The sequence below is a fragment of the Enterobacter sp. EGD-HP1 genome, from assembly GCF_000733275.2.
Taxonomy (GTDB): Bacteria; Pseudomonadota; Gammaproteobacteria; order Enterobacterales; family Enterobacteriaceae; genus Enterobacter.
Map to the genome: position 1 here is coordinate 192659 of NZ_AVOP01000035.1, position 18958 is coordinate 211616.

Genomic DNA, 18958 nt, shown 5'->3' on the forward strand with positions numbered 1-18958 from the left:
CGTGCATAATCAGATAGGAAATATGATTGAAATTCATAAATAGAGGCAATCGCGGTGCTAAAAGATAATTTCAACGACCTGCTCTCCTTTATGGTGGTTGCCCGCGAGCGCAGCTTTACGCGCGCCGCGGCGCAGCTGGGCGTCTCGCAATCGGCGCTAAGCCATGCCATGCGCAAGCTTGAAGCGCGGCTCGACGTTCGCCTTTTAACCCGCACAACCCGCAGCGTGGTTCCCACCCAGGCGGGTGAGCAGCTCTTTGCGCGCTTGAGCCCGCATTTGCTTGAGATTGAGCAGGAGCTCACGGCGCTTCGCAGCGCGCACAACAAACCCGCAGGTTCTATTCGCATCGTCGCCGGCGAGCATGCCATGGATGCCGTGCTCTGGCCGGTACTGAAGGCGTTTATGGTGCAGTATCCTGAGATTAACGTCGAAGTGACGGTCGATAATGGCCTGACGGATATCGTGGATGGCCGTTTCGACGCGGGAGTTCGCCTGGGTGAACAGGTGGCAAAAGATATGATTGCGGTACGGATCGCGCCGGACATGCGCATGGCGGTCGTTGGCTCCGAGGATTATCTGGCACGCTTTGGCGTACCGCAGACGCCGGAGCAGCTCGCTAACCACCGCTGTATCAATATGCGCCTGCCCACGCGAGGGGGGTTATACCACTGGGAGTTTCAGCGCGACGGGCGCGAGCTTCGCGTGCGGGTTGAGGGGCAGCTTACGCTGAACAACCTGTCGCAGCGCATCGACGCCGCTGAGAATGGACTCGGACTAGCCTACGTGCCGGAGGCGTCGGTTCTGGGGGCGCTGAGTGACGGACGGCTGGTCAGGGTTCTTGACGCGTGGTGCCCTACTTTCGAGGGGTATCACCTTTATTATCCAAGCCGTCGCCAACACACTACCGCTTTCAGGTTACTGCTAGATGCTCTGCAGCAATCAAAATCTTGACCACCTGGTAATAATTAAGAGAATCTGATGATTAAATAATCAACCCGCCAACTGTTTTGTCTAAAAACTCACCACGATTCAGCGTGTTGTGATCGCCGTCTGCTCTGACCACACGATTTCCTTCGACGTGCATCACTTTCGGCACGGTTATATTTTGCGTCGCTTATGAATTGCAGGTAGGATGCCTCGCCATGTTTCGCCTTATCCATACGCAGAATGACTGGGAAGGCGACATGTGTTTGCGCAGAAGCAATCGTTTGTATTGCGCTCTGCCAGGCAGGACTATCACGATAATGGTTCAGACAGGCAAACAGGTAACTCAATGAAAACAAGCAATAAAAGCGCAGCCGATCATCATGCTGCTAAACGTCGCTGGTTGAACTCCCACGAAGAGGGCTACCACAAAGCGATGGGCAACCGTCAGGTTCAAATGATCGCCATCGGCGGCGCTATCGGAACGGGTCTGTTTTTAGGTGCGGGTGCGCGTCTGCAAATGGCTGGCCCGGCTCTCGCCCTGGTCTATCTGGTGTGCGGGATCTTCTCTTTCTTCATTCTACGCGCGCTGGGCGAACTGGTACTGCATCGCCCTTCCAGCGGAAGCTTCGTCTCTTACGCCCGCGAATTCCTCGGTGAAAAAGCGGCCTACGTTGCGGGCTGGATGTACTTCGTCAACTGGGCTATGACCGGTATCGTCGATATCACCGCCGTTGCGCTGTATATGCACTACTGGGGCGCGTTTGGCGATGTGCCGCAGTGGGTATTTGCGCTTGGCGCGCTGGCGATTGTCGGCACCATGAACATGATCGGCGTGAAGTGGTTCGCGGAGATGGAGTTCTGGTTTGCGCTGGTAAAAGTGCTGGCCATTGTGATTTTCCTGGTTGTGGGTACCGTCTTCCTCGGCAGCGGCAAACCGCTGGACGGCAATGCTACCGGCTTCCACCTGATAACCGATAACGGCGGTTTCTTCCCGCACGGTCTGCTGCCTGCGCTGGTGCTGGTTCAGGGCGTCGTGTTCGCCTTCGCCTCTATCGAACTGGTGGGCACCGCAGCAGGTGAATGTAAAGATCCGCAGACCATGGTGCCAAAAGCCATCAACAGCGTGATCTGGCGTATCGGTCTGTTCTACGTCGGTTCCGTGGTGCTGCTGGTTCTGCTGCTCCCGTGGACTGCCTATCAGGCAGGTCAGAGTCCGTTCGTGACCTTCTTCTCTAAGCTGGGCGTACCTTACGTGGGCAGTATCATGAACATCGTGGTCCTGACGGCGGCGCTCTCCAGCCTGAACTCCGGCCTTTACTCTACCGGCCGCATCCTGCGCTCTATGTCGATGGGCGGTTCTGCGCCGAAGTTCATGTCGAAGATGAGCAAGCAGCAGGTTCCCTATGCGGGGATTCTGGCAACGCTGGTGGTTTACGTCTTTGGCGTATTCCTGAACTATCTGGTGCCGTCCCGCGTATTTGAGATCGTTCTGAACGTGGCTGCACTGGGGATTATCGCCTCCTGGGCCTTCATTGTGGTCTGCCAGATGCGTCTGCGCAAAGCAATCAAAGAGGGCAAAGCGGCTGATGTGAGCTTCAAGATGCCGGGCGCACCGGTGACCTCCTGGCTCACCCTGCTGTTCCTGTTCAGCGTGCTGGTGCTGATGGCGTTTGATTACCCGAACGGTACTTATACCATCGCGACCATTCCGCTGCTGGCCGTGCTGCTGATTGCCGGCTGGTTCGGCGTGCGTAAGCGCGTTCACGAGATCCACAGCACCGCGCCGGTTCATCACGACGATGATAAACACGACGCACCGCTGGTAGAAGAAACCTCGCGTTAATAAAAAAGCCGGGTGGCGGCTTCGCCTTACCCGGCCTACTTCTCATGGTTTTGTCGGCCCGGTAAGCGCAGCGCCACCGGGCAATTCCCACCTTACAGCGCGATACGAATGACGTCGTCAGGCTGAGTGGCTTCCTGCTGACGGGTCGACTTCTGTTTCACCGTCACGTACAGCGTTTTACCATCCCCAGAGAGTGCCAGGCTGTTCGGGTAAACCGGCGTGTCGAAGGTTTTTGTGACCTTATAAGATTTCGCGTCAATCACGCTCACCTTACCGGCTTCCCGGTGCGTCACATAGGCTTCATTGCGGGCCGGGTTAAACAGGACCGCCAGAGACTCCGGCGCGGCGATTTTCTCGATCACGCTGCCGTCTTTCAGGCTCACCACCAGCACTTCCGGCTGTTTTGAATCGGTCAGGAAGGCACGCTGACCGGCGGTATCGAGGCTCAGGTTCAGGTAGAAGTGCTCTTTACCGTCATCCTGCACTTTTTTACGGCTCAGGATCTTGTTCGTGGCCGTATCAATGGTTACCAGCTCACCGTCCGCATTCGTGGTATAGAGGCGTTTCGCCTGCGCATCCAGCGCCAGGCCGGTGCTATAGGTACCGGTATTGGCAATGGTCTCTTTCAGCTTCAGCGTTGCGCCATCCACCACCCAAATCACGCTCTCTTTGCCGACACCGGTGATGTAAATCGTGTTGCTCGCGTCATTCGCCACCAGCTGGCGTGGCTGCAGCGGCTTGACGGTTTCACTGCGCTGGCGATTATCGAGCACCAGACGCCCTTTCACGTCGCCCGTTTTCGCATCGATGGCCGTCACCGCGCCGTTGATAGTGTTGCCAAACCACAGGGTTTGCGTCGCGCCGTCGAGAGTGGCACCAAAGGGTTTGAGATCGCTATGAATCGCCTGCGTCACGTCCAGCGTAACCGGATCAAGGCGATAGATAACCCCGCCCTTATCGGTTTTGCGGCTTTGCGACGTTGCCACCCACAGCGCATTCTCCTGCTGGCTCACCGCCATTTCATACGCCCCTTTGCCCACCGCTTTACGCAGCACCTCTTCGGCGGCATGCGCCTGGAACGTCCCGGCAAGCAGTAAAGTGGCAGACAGCAGCGACAGGCTCAGACGCGGCGAGCACAGTTGACGTAAAGACATAACAATTCCTTTTCTGAAAAGTGGGGTTGGGCTGACATCACTTCCGGCAGACAACGTCATGGCATTGCCTTTTGATAATGAGAATAGTAATCATTAATGTGTTAAATGTGGAGTTTTTCTTTCCCGCTTCGCCTTCCATTAACGCAATGTGCGGTTATAGTTTTCAAAACTTTTACAAAACCTTTAACATATATGGACATGTTCCATTTGGTTCGTTTATACACCACAACCGGTTTTATTCATGAAAATCATTTCTGCCCGTAAGGCTTCTCTCCCGCTGCTGCTGGTTCCTGTTATTTTTGCGCCGCTCACTGCCATGGGCGCAGAGGAACAGACCATGATCGTCAGCGCCACGCCGCAAACCGTATCGGAGCTGGATACCCCGGCCGCGATCAGCGTCGTCAATGGCGATGACATGCGCCAGGCCACGCCTCGCATCAACCTGTCTGAATCCCTCGGCAGCGTCCCGGGACTGCAAATTCAGAACCGTCAGAACTATGCTCAGGATCTCCAGCTTTCGATGCGCGGGTTTGGCGCCCGTTCAACGTTTGGCGTGCGCGGTATCCGTATGTACGTCGACGGCATCCCTGCCACCATGCCGGACGGACAGGGCCAGACCTCCAACATCGACCTCTCCAGCGTGGAGAGCGTTGAAGTGCTGCGCGGCCCCTTCTCTGCCCTGTACGGCAACGCCTCTGGCGGCGTGATTAACATTAACACCCAGACCGGGCAGCAGCCGCCGACCATTGAAGCCAGCAGCTATTACGGCAGCTACGGTACCTGGCGCTACGGCATGAAAGCCACCGGCGCGATGGGTGACGGCACCCACGCGGGCGATGTGGATTACACCGTTTCCACCACCCGCTTCACCACCAAAGGCTACCGTGACCACAGCGGCGCGCGGAAGAACCTCGCTAACGCCAAACTGGGCGTGCGAATTGATGACGTCAGCAAGCTGACGCTGATTTTCAACAGCGTGGACATGAAGGCCAACGATCCGGGCGGGCTGAGCTATCAGGAGTGGCAGAATAATCCGCGTCAGTCTCCGCGCGGCGATCAGTACAACACCCGCAAGACCATCAAACAGACCCAGGCCGGTCTGCGCTACGATCGCCAGCTCAGCACGCAGGACGACCTCAGCGTGATGATGTACGCCGGCGAGCGTGAAATGACGCAGTACCAGTCGATTCCCTATCAGCCGCAGCTGAAACCTTCCCACTCCGGCGGGGTGATTGATATGCAGCGCCACTATCAGGGTATTGATACCCGCTGGACGCACCGCGGCGAGCTGCTGGTACCGGTCACCTTTACCACCGGCCTGAACTACGAAAACCTGAGCGAAGATCGTCGCGGATACGAGAACTTCGTGATGAACAACGGCGTGCCGGATTACGGCGTGAAGGGCGACAAGCGTCGAAACGAACGTAACCTGATGTGGAACGTCGATCCCTATCTCCAGACGAGCTGGCAGCTAACGCAGAAGCTGTCCGTGGATGCGGGAGTGCGCTACAGCTCGGTCTGGTTTGATTCCAACGACCATTACGTTACGCCGGGCAACGGCGATGACAGCGGTGACGCGAGCTACCACAAGTGGCTCCCGGCGGGCTCCGTGAAGTATGCGGTGACGGACGCCTGGAATCTTTACGCTGCCGCAGGGCGTGGATTCGAAACCCCAACCATCAACGAACTCTCCTACCGTGCCGATAATCAGGGCGGTCTGAACATTGGCCTGAAGCCGTCCACGAACAACACGTACGAAGTGGGCAGCAAAACCCGCATCGGCAATGGCCTGCTGACCGCTGCCCTGTTCCGCACCGATACGGATGATGAGATCGTGGTGGATGCCAGCTCTGGCGGACGTACCAGCTATAAAAATGCCGGTAAAACCCGTCGTCAGGGGGTGGAAGTCTCCCTCGACCAGCAGTTTGCTGAAAACTGGAAGCTGAAGCTGGCGTGGACCTACCTGGACGCGACCTACCGCACCAACGTCTGCGGCGACGCAGACTGCAACGGTAACCGTATGCCGGGCATCGCCCGCAACATGGGTTACGCTTCGTTTGGCTGGCAGCCGGAGGAAGGCTGGTACGCGGGTTCGGACGTGCGCTACATGAGCGATATTATGGCCGACGATGAGAACACGGCGAAAGCGCCGTCGTATACGGTCGTCGGTTTGAATACCGGATATAAATTCAACTATGGCAACTGGGGCATGGACGTCTTTGGCCGCGTCGATAACCTGTTTGACAAAGAATACGTTGGCTCGGTAATTGTTAACGAGTCCAACGGTCGTTATTACGAACCTGCACCAGGCCGTAACTACGGGGTTGGGCTGTCGGTTTCTTATCGCTTCGAGTAAGCAAAAAAAAGTTTATTTTATTAATGAAATAACCCTCCTGATGGCTTATTGCCATCAGGAGTTATTCACCAGATAAATAATTAGGTGCGGTATATAGTCGCTTTACTAAATAATCTCTTAGTTAAAATATTGTCGCTGTAAAAGCAAATTCGCTTCATCAATCACCTTATCAATCGCCTTCTGGCAGGCAGCAACATCTCTTCGCTCAAGGGCGGAAAGGAGTTCGTCATAGTGATATGTCGACGCTTTGATGTCGTCAAGCTCCTGATGCAGATAGTTCATACAGGGTCCGATGCGCACCCAGAGCTGTTCAATTAACGCATTAAGCGTCGGCATTTCCGCATACTGATAAAGCGTAAAGCGGAAAACGCGATTTGCATGAAGCGCCTGCTGAACGTTTCCGTTGCGCATGGCCTCATGGAATGCGTCAGACATTTTGCGCAACGCCTCCAGCTTGCCCTCTGACATATTCTGGCATGCAGCGGCGACCGCCATCGGCTCAAGCTGTTTTCTGATGGCGTTAATCTCGTTATAACGCTCCAGCGTCACCTCCGGAACCAGAAATGCCTGTGCGGGCGTGGCGTGTAACGCCCCGGATGACACCAGGCGCAAAAGCGCCTCGCGAACCGGCGTAATACTGGTTCCTAATTTATCGGCGATCTCTTTCGTAATCAGTCGTGCCCCAGGTTTGAGGGAGCCTGTAATTAACGCCCCTTTCAAACTGAGTTCAACTTGCATAGTAAGACTGATCCTTTGGGCTTTTTCTAAGTGATCCAAATCAAGCATGTTCAATTCCTGTAGCTAAAACTTAATGCTATTTTTAAACGCCAGTTTTAATAAAACGACGCTGGTCCGATATATCCTGTATCGTCATGCCTGGTGGTGGGAAGAACGTAAAAACATCAAAAAAAGCAAAATTTGTTTTTTATCGGTTTCGGGCCCATCCGGGATACGGGCGCGAAAAACCATGTCCATTAATTAAAGACAATATATCGTATCTTCACAAATAAATATGGCGGGAAACCCCCGCCATAACGCTGTTTATTTATTGTCACTCGCGACGCGAATCACGACTTTGCCGAAGTTACGCCCTTCAAGCAGGCCAATCAGCGCCTCGGGCGCGTTCTCCAGCCCGTCCGTGACCTGTTCACGATAGTGAATTTTGCCTTCCTGCACCCAGCGTCCCATCTCTTCCTGGAACTCCTTAATGCGGTGCCCGTAGTCCTGACCGATGATAAAGCCCTGCATACGAATGCGTTTCTTCAGGATGGTCGCCATCAGGAGCGGCAGACGATCCGGCCCCTCGGGCAAACCCGTCGCATTGTAGCCGCTCACCAGGCCGCACACCGGCACGCGCGCGGAGGTATTCAGCAGCGGCAGCACGGCATCAAATACTTTCCCGCCGACGTTTTCATAATAGACATCAATCCCGTTCGGGCAGGCGCGTTTCAGCTGTTCGGCAAAATCGGCCGCGTGATGATCGAGACACAGGTCAAACCCGAGGACCTCAACAGCATGGCGGCATTTTTCAACCCCACCGGCGACGCCGACCACCCGGCAACCTTTGATTTTGCCGATCTGCCCGACGGTCGCACCCACCGGGCCCGTCGCCGCGGCAACCACCAGCGTTTCGCCCGCTTTGGGCTGCCCGATATCCAGCAGCCCCATATAGGCGGTAAAGCCCGGCATGCCCAGAATACCCAGCGCCCAGGAAGGATGAGTCGGATTTTCGCCGAGCTTCACCAGGCCGCTGCCGTCTGAGAGTTCATACTCCTGCCAGCCGCTGTAGCCCAGCACCCACTCTCCGGCTTTGAAGTCGGGATGATTTGACTGTTCAACGCGGCTAACCGCCCCCCCCACCATCACCGCGCCCAGCTCAACCGGCGGTGAATAGGATGGCGCATCGCTCATGCGCCCTCGCATGTAAGGGTCCAGCGACAGCCAGACGGTACGCAGCAAAAGCTGTCCCTCAACGGGTGCGGGAACAGGCTGCGTTTCGAGACGAAAATTTTCCGCGACCGGTGCACCCTGCGGGCGAGAGGCCAGTACCCAGCGGCGATTTTGCGAAACAGATTGATTCATCGGGATCTCCTTCTGCTACAAATGTCATTACAGCCTGGCTCACGATCGGCGTTATCGCATTAGCATTACGAGCCTGACTGATTAAGCCGTACAACCAGATAAATACAGGGTTCATTCGTTTCGTTGATGAACCGACAGTCATTTGGCGGCCCCAGTTCGAGACAGTCCCCGGCGTGCATTTCGTGGCGCGTATCGCCCTCCTGAAACACCAGCTCGCCGGACTGGAGCCAGATCAGTTGACGTGCCAACGCGTAAGAAGAGGCAGGCATCGGAACATCGCTTCCCGCAGGCAGTTCAACCTGAACAAGGTCAATGGGCAGATCGGTGCGGGGAGAAACATGGCGGCGGAGGTAGTGCGTCTGCGGGTCGCGCCAGACGGGCTGGTTTGCCAGGCGCAGCAGCTTGCCCTCCTGCATTTCGGCCCGGGCAATAAGCGTTGACATGCTGATGCCAAACGCGCCGGACAGACGGGCAAGCAAGGTGGCTGTCGGGCTGCTGTCTCCGCGCTCTATCTTGTGAATCATGGCGCGGGAGACGCCTGCCCGGTCGGCAAGCTCGCTCAGGGACCATCCGCGAGACTCGCGTTCAAGGCGAATTCTTGCGCTAATCCGTTGATTCATTGTGTCTGTTATGGTGTTCATGACGTCATACTATAGTGTATGAACGGCATTTCAATGGGCTTTTGATAACAAAAAAATATGCCTTATGCCGTAGCGATCGGGCGATACGGTTGTGTAATATCGTAGGAATAACGTAATACTATAGTGAACAACACACACAGAGGGTTAATCATGATCGTTCGTCACGCCTGCAAAGAAGACTGCGCTGCGATAGGAGAGATCTACAACCACGCGGTGCTGCATACTGCCGCGATCTGGAACGATAAAACCGTCGATGCCGACAACCGCATCGCCTGGTTTGAGGCGCGCACGCTCGCGGGTTACCCGGTTCTGGTGAGCGAGGAAGACGGCGTTATCACCGGTTACGCCTCTTTTGGCGACTGGCGCGCCTTCGACGGTTTCCGTCATACGGTTGAGCATTCGGTCTATGTCCACCCGGATCATCAGGGCAAAGGTATTGGCCGCACGCTGATGAAGGCGTTGATAATCGAAGCTCGTCAGATCGGCAAACATGTCATGGTGGCGGGAATTGAGGCGCAAAACCACGCTTCGATTCATCTCCATGAAACGCTCGGTTTTGTGATAACGGGGCAGATGCCGCAGGTGGGGACCAAGTTTGGCCGCTGGCTGGACTTAACCTTTATGCAGCTTCAGCTCGACGAGCGCAGCGATCCGGACGCCATCCCATGAATCAGTCACTGACGCTGGCGTTTCTGGTGGCGGCGGGGATCGGTCTGGTGGTGCAAAACACCTTAATGGTGCGTATCACCCAGTCCTCCTCCACTATTCTTATCGCGATGCTGCTGAACTCTCTGGTCGGCATTGTGCTGTTTGTCAGCATTCTGCTGCTGAAACAGGGCGTCGCCGGGTTTAGCGAACTGGCCGCAACGGTACGCTGGTGGACGCTTATCCCTGGGCTGCTGGGGTCGTTTTTCGTGTTTGCCAGCATCAGCGGGTATCAGAACGTTGGCGCGGCGACGACTATCGCCGTGCTGGTGGCGAGCCAGCTAATTGGCGGGCTGGTGATGGACGTGCTGAGGAGCCATGGCGTTCCGCTCCGCGCCCTGATTGGCCCGGTGTGCGGCGCGGTGATGCTGGTGGTCGGGGCCTGGCTGGTGGCGCGACGCCAGTTTTGAACGTTACAGTATGGTGCCGCCTTTGGTCAGCTGTTCCTCACGCGCATCCATCTCCTCTTTATGCTGCTTACCGTGGTGTGAAATCGCGGTACGCAGACGCTGCTGCTGGGCGTAGCGTTCATCGCGGCTCAGCTCAGCGTCGTCACTTAATTCGATTAGCAGTTCATTCATGTGGGTGATGACACTCTCTTCGATGGCGGCATCGACACGGGCGGTAACTTCGCTTAAATGTGACATTGTCACTCCTTGTTATGTGCCCGGTGGCGCTACGCTTACCGGGCCTACGGGTGCCAAATGTAGGCCGGGTAAGGCGTAGCCGCCACCCGGCGATAAAACGCTTAGTTCAGCTTCGCTTTGGAGAAATCGCTGCCCATCAGGCTCACGCTGTATCCGGTCACGTTGCTGCGGGTCGCATAGAACGTTTTCCCGTTTGCCAGTGCGATCCACGGCGCCTGCTGGTAGAAAATCTCCTGCGCCTGGCCGTAGAGCTTCGCACGCTCGGCCGGGCTGCTGGTCAGCTTCGCTTTTTGCACCAGAGCATCATAACCCTTATCGCACCAGCGCGCGGCGTTTGATCCGGTTTTGATGCTGTTGCAGCCCAGCAGCACGTCGGCAAAGTTGTCCGGGTCGCCGTTATCGGACATCCAGCCAAACAGCGCGGAGTCATGTTCGCCTTTACGCATCCCGGAGAGATATTCCCCCCACTCGTAAGAGACGATTTTGGCCTTCACGCCCACTTTCGCCCAGTCGCTCTGGATCATCTCCGCGATACGGCGCGAGTTCGGGTTATACGGACGCTGAACCGGCATTGACCACAGCGTGACTTCCGCCCCCTTCTCCAGCCCCGCCTGCTTCAGCAGCGCTTTCGCTTTTTCTGGATCGTAGCTGTAGTCCTTCAGGTCTTTATTAAAGCCCAGCATATTTGGCGGGATCGGCGATTTTGCCACCGTACCGGACCCCATAAAGACCGCATTAACGATGGCCTTCTTGTCGGTCGCGTAGTTAAGCGCCTGACGCACCAGCACGTTATCAAACGGTTTTTTCTCGGTGTTAAACGCCAGATAGCCGACGTTCAGCGCATCGACCGAGTGCAGCGTCAGGTCTTTGTTGTTCTTTATGGCGTCAAACTGAACCGGGGACGGCGCAGGAATAATCTGGCACTCGTTGGTCTGCAGCTTCGCCAGGCGGGTTTCCACATTTGGCGTGATGGAGAAAATGAGATGCTTCGTCGGCACCTCGCCTTCCCAGTAGTTCGGGTTAGCGACGTAGCGGATCAGCGAATCCACCTTGTACTGCTGCAGCGCATAAGGCCCGGTACCAATCGGCCAGGTGTCTACGTTTTCAGGCGTGCCTTTTTTCAGCATCGCGTCGGCGTATTCGGCGGAGAGAATGGAGGCGAAATCCATCCCCCAGTCGGCCAGGAACGCGGCATTGGGCTCGCTGAGGGTGAACTGAACGTGATAATCGTCGACCTTTTTCACGTCCTGGATCAGCTTATCGAGACCCACGTCGTTAAAGTATTCGTAGTTGCCCTGCGACACGTTGTGATACGGGTGTTTAGGGTCTTTCTGACGCATGACCGAGAAAATAACGTCATCGGCGTTAAAGTCGCGCGTCGGTTTGAAGTATTTGTTGCTGTTGAACTTCACCCCTTTGCGCAGGGCAAAGGTATAAGTCTTACCGTCCGGTGAAATCGTCCAGGACTCTGCCAGCGACGGGACCGGGGTGTTTTTCACCGGGTCGAAATTGATCAGGCGGTTGTATAGCACCTGAGAGCTGGCCACAAATGACGGGCCAGAGCTGGCGATTTGCGGGTTAAACGACTCGGGGGACGCTTCAGAACAGTAAATAAGCGTGTCGTTGTTTGCCGCCCATGCGGCACCGGCGGGTAGAAGAGCGCTCAGCGCAAGGGCGAGCAGTGTTTTCCCTGTAGACATGGTTATAACCCTGACAGTTTTATTATATAAGACAGTAATAACAGCACAGGCGGTATGACCTGGCAAATAACGAAACACTATCAGGTTATTCTAAAGCCGCGTTTTTTGCTGTTTTAACCGCCAGCGCCCAAAATCGTGATTTGCCTTAAGGGCCATTATTCGTCAAGCACAACCGTCACTTTCTATGCCGCAAGAAATCGGCCCTTTTAGCGTCTCTTCCCCCGTTTGGTTGCTTCCTCATTTCGTTAAAGTAACGGTGTGAAGAAGTATATGGGATCAAATCGTGGCAAAAACTCTTTTACGCAGCGGTAACCTGGATGACTTTCAGGCCGTTGGCGGCGGCGGACAAGCCGTTTTTGAATCAGCGTTACAAATCCGGGAAGCGCTCCGGTTGCGCAAACAACAGGCCATCGTCGACTGTCTGGCTATTCCTCAGGTCAACGACAGCGGTGACCGCGTGGACTGGTATTCCCCTGCGGAAGGGAGCGTAACCAGCTGGAAAGCGGCCGATGAAGATGACCGCTATCGCGCCCTGCGCTATCTGGAAAACACGCTGGCCAGCGTTGAGTCGTTAAGCAAGAAATGCCTCCAGTCCCCCAAAACCGCACAGCAGCTTTTTGGTTCTCTGCTGTCGAAGGCGTTTCAGTTCCCGGGTGAAAACTTCCTCTTTCTGGTGGACGGAAAGCCGGTCATCAGCTTCTGGGGGTTCGTCAACCTGAACGAGAATGCGCGCGACGATGTCCTCGACTGCCTGCGTGAATCGCTGGTCCCTGAGCCTGCCCCCGTTGTCATTGAAGATCCTGAACCAGAACCTGAGCCAGAACCGGTTGTGACCTTTGAACACGCTGACGAGCCGCTGATCGCCCCTTCCACGGTGGTGCGCATTACGCCGGAAGAGCTGTATGAACCAGAGCCGGCCCCGGTCGTGGCGCAGCCCGTTCACGAACCGGCACCGCCGATCGTCGAGAAAAAGCGCCGCGTTCCCCTGTGGACGCTGCCGGTTGCCGCCGTAATCGTTGCCGCCATTGCCGCACCGCTGCTGTGGCCAAAACAGTCGCCTTCCGCTGAACCCGCACCGGCGCCCACACCTGAGCCCGTGGAGATTGCGCCAAAACCGATCAAAGCGGTTGAGCCGCTGGCCATGAAATTACCGCTGCATCAGGCAGAGGTCCTGGCAAGTAAAGAAAAAGAGCCTGCTCCTGTTCCTGCGCCACAGCCCGCCCCGGTGGTGATTGTCGCCATCCCGAAAGATGCCATGGTGATGGAAGCGAATCAGGTGAAAGCGGGATCGACGCGTTTCCTGAACGGCACCTGGCGTGCGGTTCTGGACGTGAAAGATCCGGTCACCGGCAAGCCGCCGTCAATGCGCTATCAGATTCAGAACAATAAAGGCTTCGCCAGGGTTGTCCATGGCGACAACGTTGTCTGCCGCGCGGAGGTCTTCTCCGGGCTGCACAGCAACGGCGAGCTGATGATTAAAAGTCGCGGTACTGCCCGCTGCACCGACGGTTCCCGCTACCCGATGCCGGAGATTGCCTGTAAAGCAGGCACCAGCGATATCGCAGAATGTCGCGCCCGTTATGATGCCAATACCGTCGTCCCACTGACGTTCAAGAAAGCAGGTGCCTGATCCTATGCTGGTTAATCTTTGCGACTATAAACAAAGCGTCACGCTTATTGCCAACAGCGGCGTGCAGTTCCTTGATTTCGGGCTGACGCCGCAGGATACCGCCAGCAACGGGCGCTTCGTACGTAAAACCGCGAACGGCCCGCTGTTGCGGCTCGATTTCGACCTGGTCAACGGGCGCTATACCGTGCCGGGGACGAACGGCGGGCAGCCTGAAGTGGTCAAACCGGAAACCACCATTCCGCTGCATCAGTCTCTGACGGTGCTGGACGGCGTCTGGCTTCCGGTCCCGTTCCTGCGCTTCAACCCGCCGCGAACCTTTGTTGAGGGGCCGGATAACTGGGCCCGCGTTCAGGTGCGAAGGCTGGATACACCCGATACGGCAGGTAATACGCACCGCGTTACTCTCGCCCTTGACAGCCAGATAGCTGAACACGCCACGTCCGCCCTGTCCCCGGTTGAAAACGATATTCTGAACGGGACCCGATTCGCGCTGGCCTGGCGAGACAATGAGGTGGAAAGTTTTCTCGACCAGACCTGGATTGACGGCTGGCTGCGCGAGGCATTTACCCATTATGCCGACGGCGTTGAGAACCGCTCCGAACGCGATCTCCAGCAGGCGATGCGCGGTTTTGAATATCAGGCCCACTGGCTCAACCTGATGACCATGCTCGGTGAACAGCTCACCGTGCCGGAAGTGAAATTTGTTACCCATACGCTCAGCACGCCTGCCATTCCGGTCGACCTGATCCTCGACGTGGGCAATACCCACACCTGCGGCGTCATTATTGAAGACCACGGCGACGCCAACGATGGACTGCGCCAGACCGCCGAGCTGCAGGTACGCTCGTTAAGCGAGCCGCAATTCCTGAACGAGCCGCTGTTCACCAGCCGTCTCGAGTTTTCGGAAGCGCGTTTTGGCAAGCAGCACTTCTCGGTTGAAAGCGGTCGCGAAGACGCCTTTGTCTGGCCGTCAATTGTTCGCGTCGGCGATGAAGCTCGCAAGCTGGCGATGCAGCGTCTGGGAACGGAAGGCAATAGCGGCATCTCCAGCCCGCGCCGCTACCTGTGGGATGAAACGCCGGTCGTGCAGGACTGGCGCTTTAGCCAGATGAACAGCAAAACCCAGCGTGAACCGCTTGCCACCGCGTTTCCGCTGATGAACCTGATGAACGATGACGGAGAACCGCTCTTCACGCTGCCGCAGGACGAGCGGCTGCCGGTCTTCTCGCCGCAGTACAGCCGCAGCACCCTGATGACGCACATGCTGTGCGAGCTGCTGGCGCAGGCGCTGGGGCAGATCAACAGCGTCGCCACGCGCTTACGTCTGGGCTTCCCGGCGTCGCCGCGCCAGCTGCGCACCCTGATCCTGACACTGCCTTCGGCCATGCCAAAGCAGGAGCGCGAGATTTTCCGGCGCCGCATGTTTGAAGCCATCGCCATCGTCTGGAAAGCGATGGGCTGGCACCCGCAGGATGAAGATTTTGTCACCCGCAAACAGCAGGATAAAAGCGTGGTGCCGGTGCCTGAAATCCAGATGGAGTGGGATGAAGCGAGCTGCGGTCAGCTGGTCTGGCTGTATAACGAGGCGATCTCCCGCTTTGGCGGACAGACCGAAGCCTTCTTCGCCTCCCTCGCCCGCCCGGACCGTGAGCCTGAGCCGGGTAGCCAGCCGGGCCGCGCGCTGCGCGTCGCGTCCATCGACATCGGCGGCGGCACAACGGATATGGCGATCACCCATTATCAGCTGGACGACGGTTCCGGCAATAACGTCAAAATCACCCCGCAGCTGCTGTTCCGTGAAGGCTTTAAGGTCGCGGGTGACGATACGCTTCTGGACGTGATTCAGCGCTACGTGTTGCCTGCCCTGCAAACGCAGCTGCAGAAGTCCGGTATCGCGGACGCCTCGCTGCTCATGGCTTCGCTGTTCGGCGACTCCGGGCGCATCGATACCCAGGCCGTACTCCGCCAGCAAACGGCGCTTCAGCTCTTTATGCCGATTGGCCATGCCATTCTTGCCGCGTGGGAATCGAGCGACGTTGACGATCCGCTGGCCGGTCTGCATGCCACCTTTGGCGATCTCCTGGCGCAGAAGCCGACCCGTAACGTGATGAATTATCTGCAGCAGGCGATCGATCATGCCCTGCCTGCGGGTTCAGACGCGTTTGACCTGTTCGCCGTGCCGCTGCACGTGAATTTCCGCGAAATGCAGGATGCGATGCTGGCCGGGCAGTTTACGCTGGCCTCACCGCTCCACGCGGTGTGCGAGGCGATATCCCATTACAGCTGCGATATTCTGCTGATCACCGGACGTCCCGGCTGCCTGCCGGGCGTTCAGGCGCTCATTCGTCATCTGCAGCCGGTGCCGGTCAACCGCATCGTCTGGCTGGATAAATACCAGGTGCACGAGTGGTATCCGTTCAGCCAGCAGGGGCGCATTGGCAACCCGAAATCGACAGCCGCGGTGGGCGCCATGCTCTGCAGCCTGGCGCTCGATCTGCGTCTGCCGCGCTTCAACTTTAAAGCCGCGGACATTGGCGCGTATTCAACCGTGCGCTATCTCGGCGTGCTGGATAACACCGTCAATACCCTGCGCGAGGAAAACGTCTGGTATCAGGATATCGACCTTGATAAGCCGGGCACGAAGCTCGACGCACGTCTGCACTTCCCGCTGCGCGGTAACGTCACCCTCGGCTTCCGCCAGCTGGCGAACGCGCGCTGGCCTGCCACGCCGCTCTACACGCTCAGCATTAACTCGGCTGAACTGGCGAAAGCCATTGCCGGTGACGGCGTGCTGAACGTGCGGCTGAAGCTCTGCGGCGGCAGCAAGCAGGCAGGCCCGGAGGCCTTCGAGCTGAGCGATGCCTGGCTGCAGGACGGCACGCCGGTTGCGCCTGACGCATTAACCTTCAAACTGAATACTTTGGCCGATCGCCGACACAGCGGTAGCCACTACTGGATCGACAGCGGGAGCGTATACCTGAAATGACAGCGACGACGACCACCACTCAGGCCTTAATCGGGTGGATTAATGAGACGCGCCTGAACGCCCCTGTGCTGGATAACGATGCTGACGCCCTGCTTGCTCGCATCAACGCGGCGCAGGCGCGGGAGCAGGCTATTGAACGCGCCATGACCCGCCAGAGCAGCATTGGGCTGTACGGTCACTCGCAGAGCGCGAAAGCACACCTGCTGTTATCTCTGTGCGGCAGCGGTAATGGGCGCCTCAACGTGACGCCGGGCCAGCGCACCTTTGACTATTTTTCGCATATCAATCCGGGACATGCCCTGACCAACATGGCCGTCCGCTTCAGCCGGGAAAACCCGGAGGCGGCGGATGAGGCGTTCCCACTGCGCCTGCGTCTGGTCACCGAGGCCGAGCTGGTACAGCTGTTTATTGCCCGCACGACGCTGCATCCTCAGATGCGCGCGGTGGATAAGGCGGTCATTGAGACACGCCTGGAGAAATGGCGCGGGCTGCGCCAGCCGCAGGGCGTGCCCGGCATCACGGCTCAGGAAGTGGGGGCGATTGCCCGCTTCTGGCAAAGCACCGTACCCGCCGCGAAACAGCAAATTGATGATGCCCTGTGGCATGAATTTGCCCGGCTGGTACCATCGCTCGATCTCAGCACCCGGGCAAGCGTCTGGTCCCTGCTGTGGGGCGAGCAGCAGGAGCTGACCCAGCAGTGGTTAAATCTGGCCCACGTGCTGCATCAAACCAGCCATGCCAGCGAGCTTGCTGCCCCGCTTAGCCTGCTGGTGGACAGCTTTGGCCTGCCGGGTGAAGGGTTCCTGACGCACGACGGCACGTTAGATCTTCAGGACGCGCAGGAGACGCTGCTTCATCCGCTGAATAACGGTGAAATGCTAAACGCCATCAGCATCCCCGTCGACGTGCTGGCCTTCCTGACCCGCGAGCTGGTGCTGCCGGTAGAGAACGGCGTACTGGATCACGTCGATATTATTGATATTCCGGTTTTTGAAGATAACCGTGCCGACCCGTTACGCCAGGCGAAATCCCAGTGGCTGCTCGAGCATTATCGTCAACAGCTTCAGCCGGATGTGCTGGTCATTTGCAATGCGACGGCGCAGCACGAACAGACGGCCAAAAAAGCAAAAGTGTTAATGAACTGGGTGAAGGAGACGCAGCCTGCTGAAGAATCTGCCCTGCCGGGGCTGGTATGGGCGATAACCCCTCACGACGCCCGCTTTACCACCCGGCAGAATCTCGATGAAGCCGTACAGCATCTGCTCGGGAAACCGGGTTTACGCTGGGGCACGCTGCAGGCGCTGGACAGCCACAGCATGCAGCGCGTCATCGAGTGGCTGTCTCAGGCCACGCTTCCCGCACAGCGACAGAAACGTCTCAGCACGCTGAAAGGCTTGCTGCGACAGGAGCTCTCATCGCTGATGCAAAGCTATCTGGCGCCGCTGGTTGAGGAACCGGGGACAAGACGCGCTCAGGCCGAAAACATGGTACGCATGCTGCAAAGCAGCGCCGCCCGCCACGGCGAACTGCTTGAAGGCCTGCTGCCGCCGCTGAAAGCCTTTGAAACGCTGCTTGCCGTTCAGCAGCCGCGCGAGGAGCAGGTGAACGGGCTGTTTACGGACACCATTGACCTGTTTGCCGAGAATGCACAGGAAAGCGCCGGACTGTTCCAGACAAAAGACAAAGCGCGACTGGCGCACAGAGTTTGGATAAATCATCTGCGCCAGTGGAGCCGCAATGAGGCCGCGGCCGCCCGTCTGGGGCTGGAACCTGCGGTGTTACAGCAAATCGCGGATGTGCTGGTGACCACCAGCTACCGGCTTGATCTCCCTCAACAGCTTCAGCGTATTGTCGAAGCGGATAAAAGCAGCGCTGCGCAACTGCATGCCGTGATGGGCAATTTCATTGGCTGGCTGGGTTACGACCAGACGCCGGTGGCGGTACGTCCGGCAAGCCGCATCCGCAAAGGTCAGGCCATCTTCGTTACGCCGGTGGTCAGCAGCGCCGAGCCCCGCCTGACGCGCCTGGGGGAACAGCCCGTGCATGCGGCCACCGCGTACGTATACGACTGGCTGGTCGCGCTCTATAACCGCGCGATAGAGAACATTGATTACCAGCATCCGCATGATGTTCAGCCTGACGCACGTCAGGCCTTGCACGCATTATTACGCTAAACGCTGATTAACAATGTAGCCGCATTTCTTGCCGGGTGGCGCTGCCGCTTACCCGGCCTACACTCTTCATCGTTGTAGGCCCGTGCAAGCGTAGCGCCGCCGGGCGAAACTTT

14 protein-coding genes are annotated in these 18958 nt (G+C 57.4%); 8 read left to right on the forward strand and 6 right to left on the reverse strand.

What is annotated here, in order from left to right:
• Positions 1-54 precede the first annotated feature (54 nt).
• Positions 55-951 carry a LysR family transcriptional regulator gene (locus tag N037_RS20970; protein ID WP_032643257.1) on the forward strand — a complete coding sequence of 299 codons (897 nt, stop codon included), beginning with the start codon at positions 55-57 and terminating at the stop codon, positions 949-951.
• A 322-nt stretch (positions 952-1273) separates the two neighbouring features.
• Positions 1274-2770, forward strand: coding sequence for an L-asparagine permease (ansP, locus tag N037_RS20975; protein WP_023335861.1), 1497 nt, complete (start codon positions 1274-1276; stop codon positions 2768-2770).
• Between the two features lie 92 nt (positions 2771-2862).
• On the opposite strand, the gene yncE is transcribed toward ansP, so the two are convergent.
• Complete coding sequence (yncE, locus tag N037_RS20980; protein ID WP_032643258.1) at positions 2863-3924, reverse strand: 7-bladed beta-propeller protein YncE; 1062 nt, start codon at positions 3922-3924, stop codon at positions 2863-2865.
• 241 nt (positions 3925-4165) lie between these two features.
• Between yncE and pqqU the strand changes: the two genes are divergently transcribed.
• A complete protein-coding gene (gene pqqU, locus N037_RS20985) occupies positions 4166-6280 on the forward strand; it encodes a TonB-dependent receptor PqqU (RefSeq protein ID WP_032643261.1) in 2115 nt (704 codons plus the stop codon).
• 117 nt (positions 6281-6397) lie between these two features.
• Here pqqU and N037_RS20990 read toward each other — a convergent pair whose 3' ends face one another.
• The 3 genes from N037_RS20990 to N037_RS21000 all read right to left on the reverse strand — a co-directional run bounded on the left by N037_RS20990 (position 6398) and on the right by N037_RS21000 (position 9003).
• Entirely contained in the window at positions 6398-7066 is a 669-nt protein-coding gene (locus tag N037_RS20990) for a GntR family transcriptional regulator (protein ID WP_023335864.1), read from the reverse strand.
• A 255-nt stretch (positions 7067-7321) separates the two neighbouring features.
• Positions 7322-8362 carry an NADP-dependent oxidoreductase gene (locus tag N037_RS20995; protein WP_032643263.1) on the reverse strand — a complete coding sequence of 347 codons (1041 nt, stop codon included), beginning with the start codon at positions 8360-8362 and terminating at the stop codon, positions 7322-7324.
• A 65-nt stretch (positions 8363-8427) separates the two neighbouring features.
• On the reverse strand, positions 8428-9003 hold the full coding sequence (locus tag N037_RS21000; protein ID WP_032643265.1) for a helix-turn-helix domain-containing protein: 576 nt from the start codon (positions 9001-9003) through the stop codon (positions 8428-8430).
• 150 nt (positions 9004-9153) lie between these two features.
• On the opposite strand from N037_RS21000, the gene N037_RS21005 reads away from it, so the two are divergent.
• Positions 9154-9672, forward strand: a complete 519-nt coding sequence (locus N037_RS21005; RefSeq protein WP_032643267.1) for a GNAT family N-acetyltransferase — start codon at positions 9154-9156, stop codon at positions 9670-9672.
• Entirely contained in the window at positions 9669-10118 is a 450-nt protein-coding gene (locus N037_RS21010; RefSeq protein WP_023335868.1) for a DMT family transporter, read from the forward strand. Before N037_RS21005 ends, N037_RS21010 begins: the two co-directional genes overlap by 4 nt.
• Positions 10119-10121: 3 nt before the next feature.
• Here the strand turns inward: N037_RS21010 and N037_RS21015 are convergent, their stop codons facing one another.
• Positions 10122-10355 (reverse strand): YdcY family protein, encoded by a 234-nt coding sequence (locus N037_RS21015; RefSeq protein ID WP_032643269.1) that lies wholly within the window; start codon positions 10353-10355, stop codon positions 10122-10124.
• Between the two features lie 101 nt (positions 10356-10456).
• Complete coding sequence (locus tag N037_RS21020) at positions 10457-12055, reverse strand: ABC transporter substrate-binding protein (protein WP_032643271.1); 1599 nt, start codon at positions 12053-12055, stop codon at positions 10457-10459.
• Positions 12056-12338: 283 nt separating this feature from the next.
• Between N037_RS21020 and N037_RS21025 the strand changes: the two genes are divergently transcribed.
• Genes N037_RS21025 through N037_RS21035 form a run of 3 tightly spaced genes read left to right on the forward strand, consistent with a single transcriptional unit; the run spans position 12339 to position 18845 of the window.
• Entirely contained in the window at positions 12339-13685 is a 1347-nt protein-coding gene (locus tag N037_RS21025) for an SrfA family protein (RefSeq protein ID WP_032643273.1), read from the forward strand.
• 4 nt (positions 13686-13689) lie between these two features.
• A complete protein-coding gene (locus N037_RS21030) occupies positions 13690-16671 on the forward strand; it encodes a virulence factor SrfB (RefSeq protein WP_032643275.1) in 2982 nt (993 codons plus the stop codon).
• On the forward strand, positions 16668-18845 hold the full coding sequence (locus N037_RS21035; RefSeq protein WP_032643277.1) for a virulence factor SrfC family protein: 2178 nt from the start codon (positions 16668-16670) through the stop codon (positions 18843-18845). The genes N037_RS21030 and N037_RS21035 overlap by 4 nt, the downstream gene beginning before the upstream one ends.
• The last annotated feature ends 113 nt before the right edge of the window (positions 18846-18958 follow it).

Bases quoted from the DNA above. Each gene is read 5' to 3' on its own strand.
- N037_RS21030 (WP_032643275.1), top strand. From the start codon at position 13,690: ATGCTGGTTAATCTTTGCGACTATAAACAAAGCGTCACGCTTATTGCC.
- N037_RS21015 (WP_032643269.1), bottom strand. From the start codon at position 10,355: ATGTCACATTTAAGCGAAGTTACCGCCCGTGTCGATGCCGCCATCGAA.
- ansP (WP_023335861.1), top strand. From the start codon at position 1,274: ATGAAAACAAGCAATAAAAGCGCAGCCGATCATCATGCTGCTAAACGT.
- N037_RS20995 (WP_032643263.1), bottom strand. From the start codon at position 8,362: ATGAATCAATCTGTTTCGCAAAATCGCCGCTGGGTACTGGCCTCTCGC.
- N037_RS21010 (WP_023335868.1), top strand. From the start codon at position 9,669: ATGAATCAGTCACTGACGCTGGCGTTTCTGGTGGCGGCGGGGATCGGT.
- yncE (WP_032643258.1), bottom strand. From the start codon at position 3,924: ATGTCTTTACGTCAACTGTGCTCGCCGCGTCTGAGCCTGTCGCTGCTG.
- N037_RS21035 (WP_032643277.1), top strand. From the start codon at position 16,668: ATGACAGCGACGACGACCACCACTCAGGCCTTAATCGGGTGGATTAAT.
- N037_RS20990 (WP_023335864.1), bottom strand. From the start codon at position 7,066: ATGCTTGATTTGGATCACTTAGAAAAAGCCCAAAGGATCAGTCTTACT.
- N037_RS21000 (WP_032643265.1), bottom strand. From the start codon at position 9,003: ATGAACACCATAACAGACACAATGAATCAACGGATTAGCGCAAGAATT.
- pqqU (WP_032643261.1), top strand. From the start codon at position 4,166: ATGAAAATCATTTCTGCCCGTAAGGCTTCTCTCCCGCTGCTGCTGGTT.
- N037_RS21020 (WP_032643271.1), bottom strand. From the start codon at position 12,055: ATGTCTACAGGGAAAACACTGCTCGCCCTTGCGCTGAGCGCTCTTCTA.
- N037_RS21005 (WP_032643267.1), top strand. From the start codon at position 9,154: ATGATCGTTCGTCACGCCTGCAAAGAAGACTGCGCTGCGATAGGAGAG.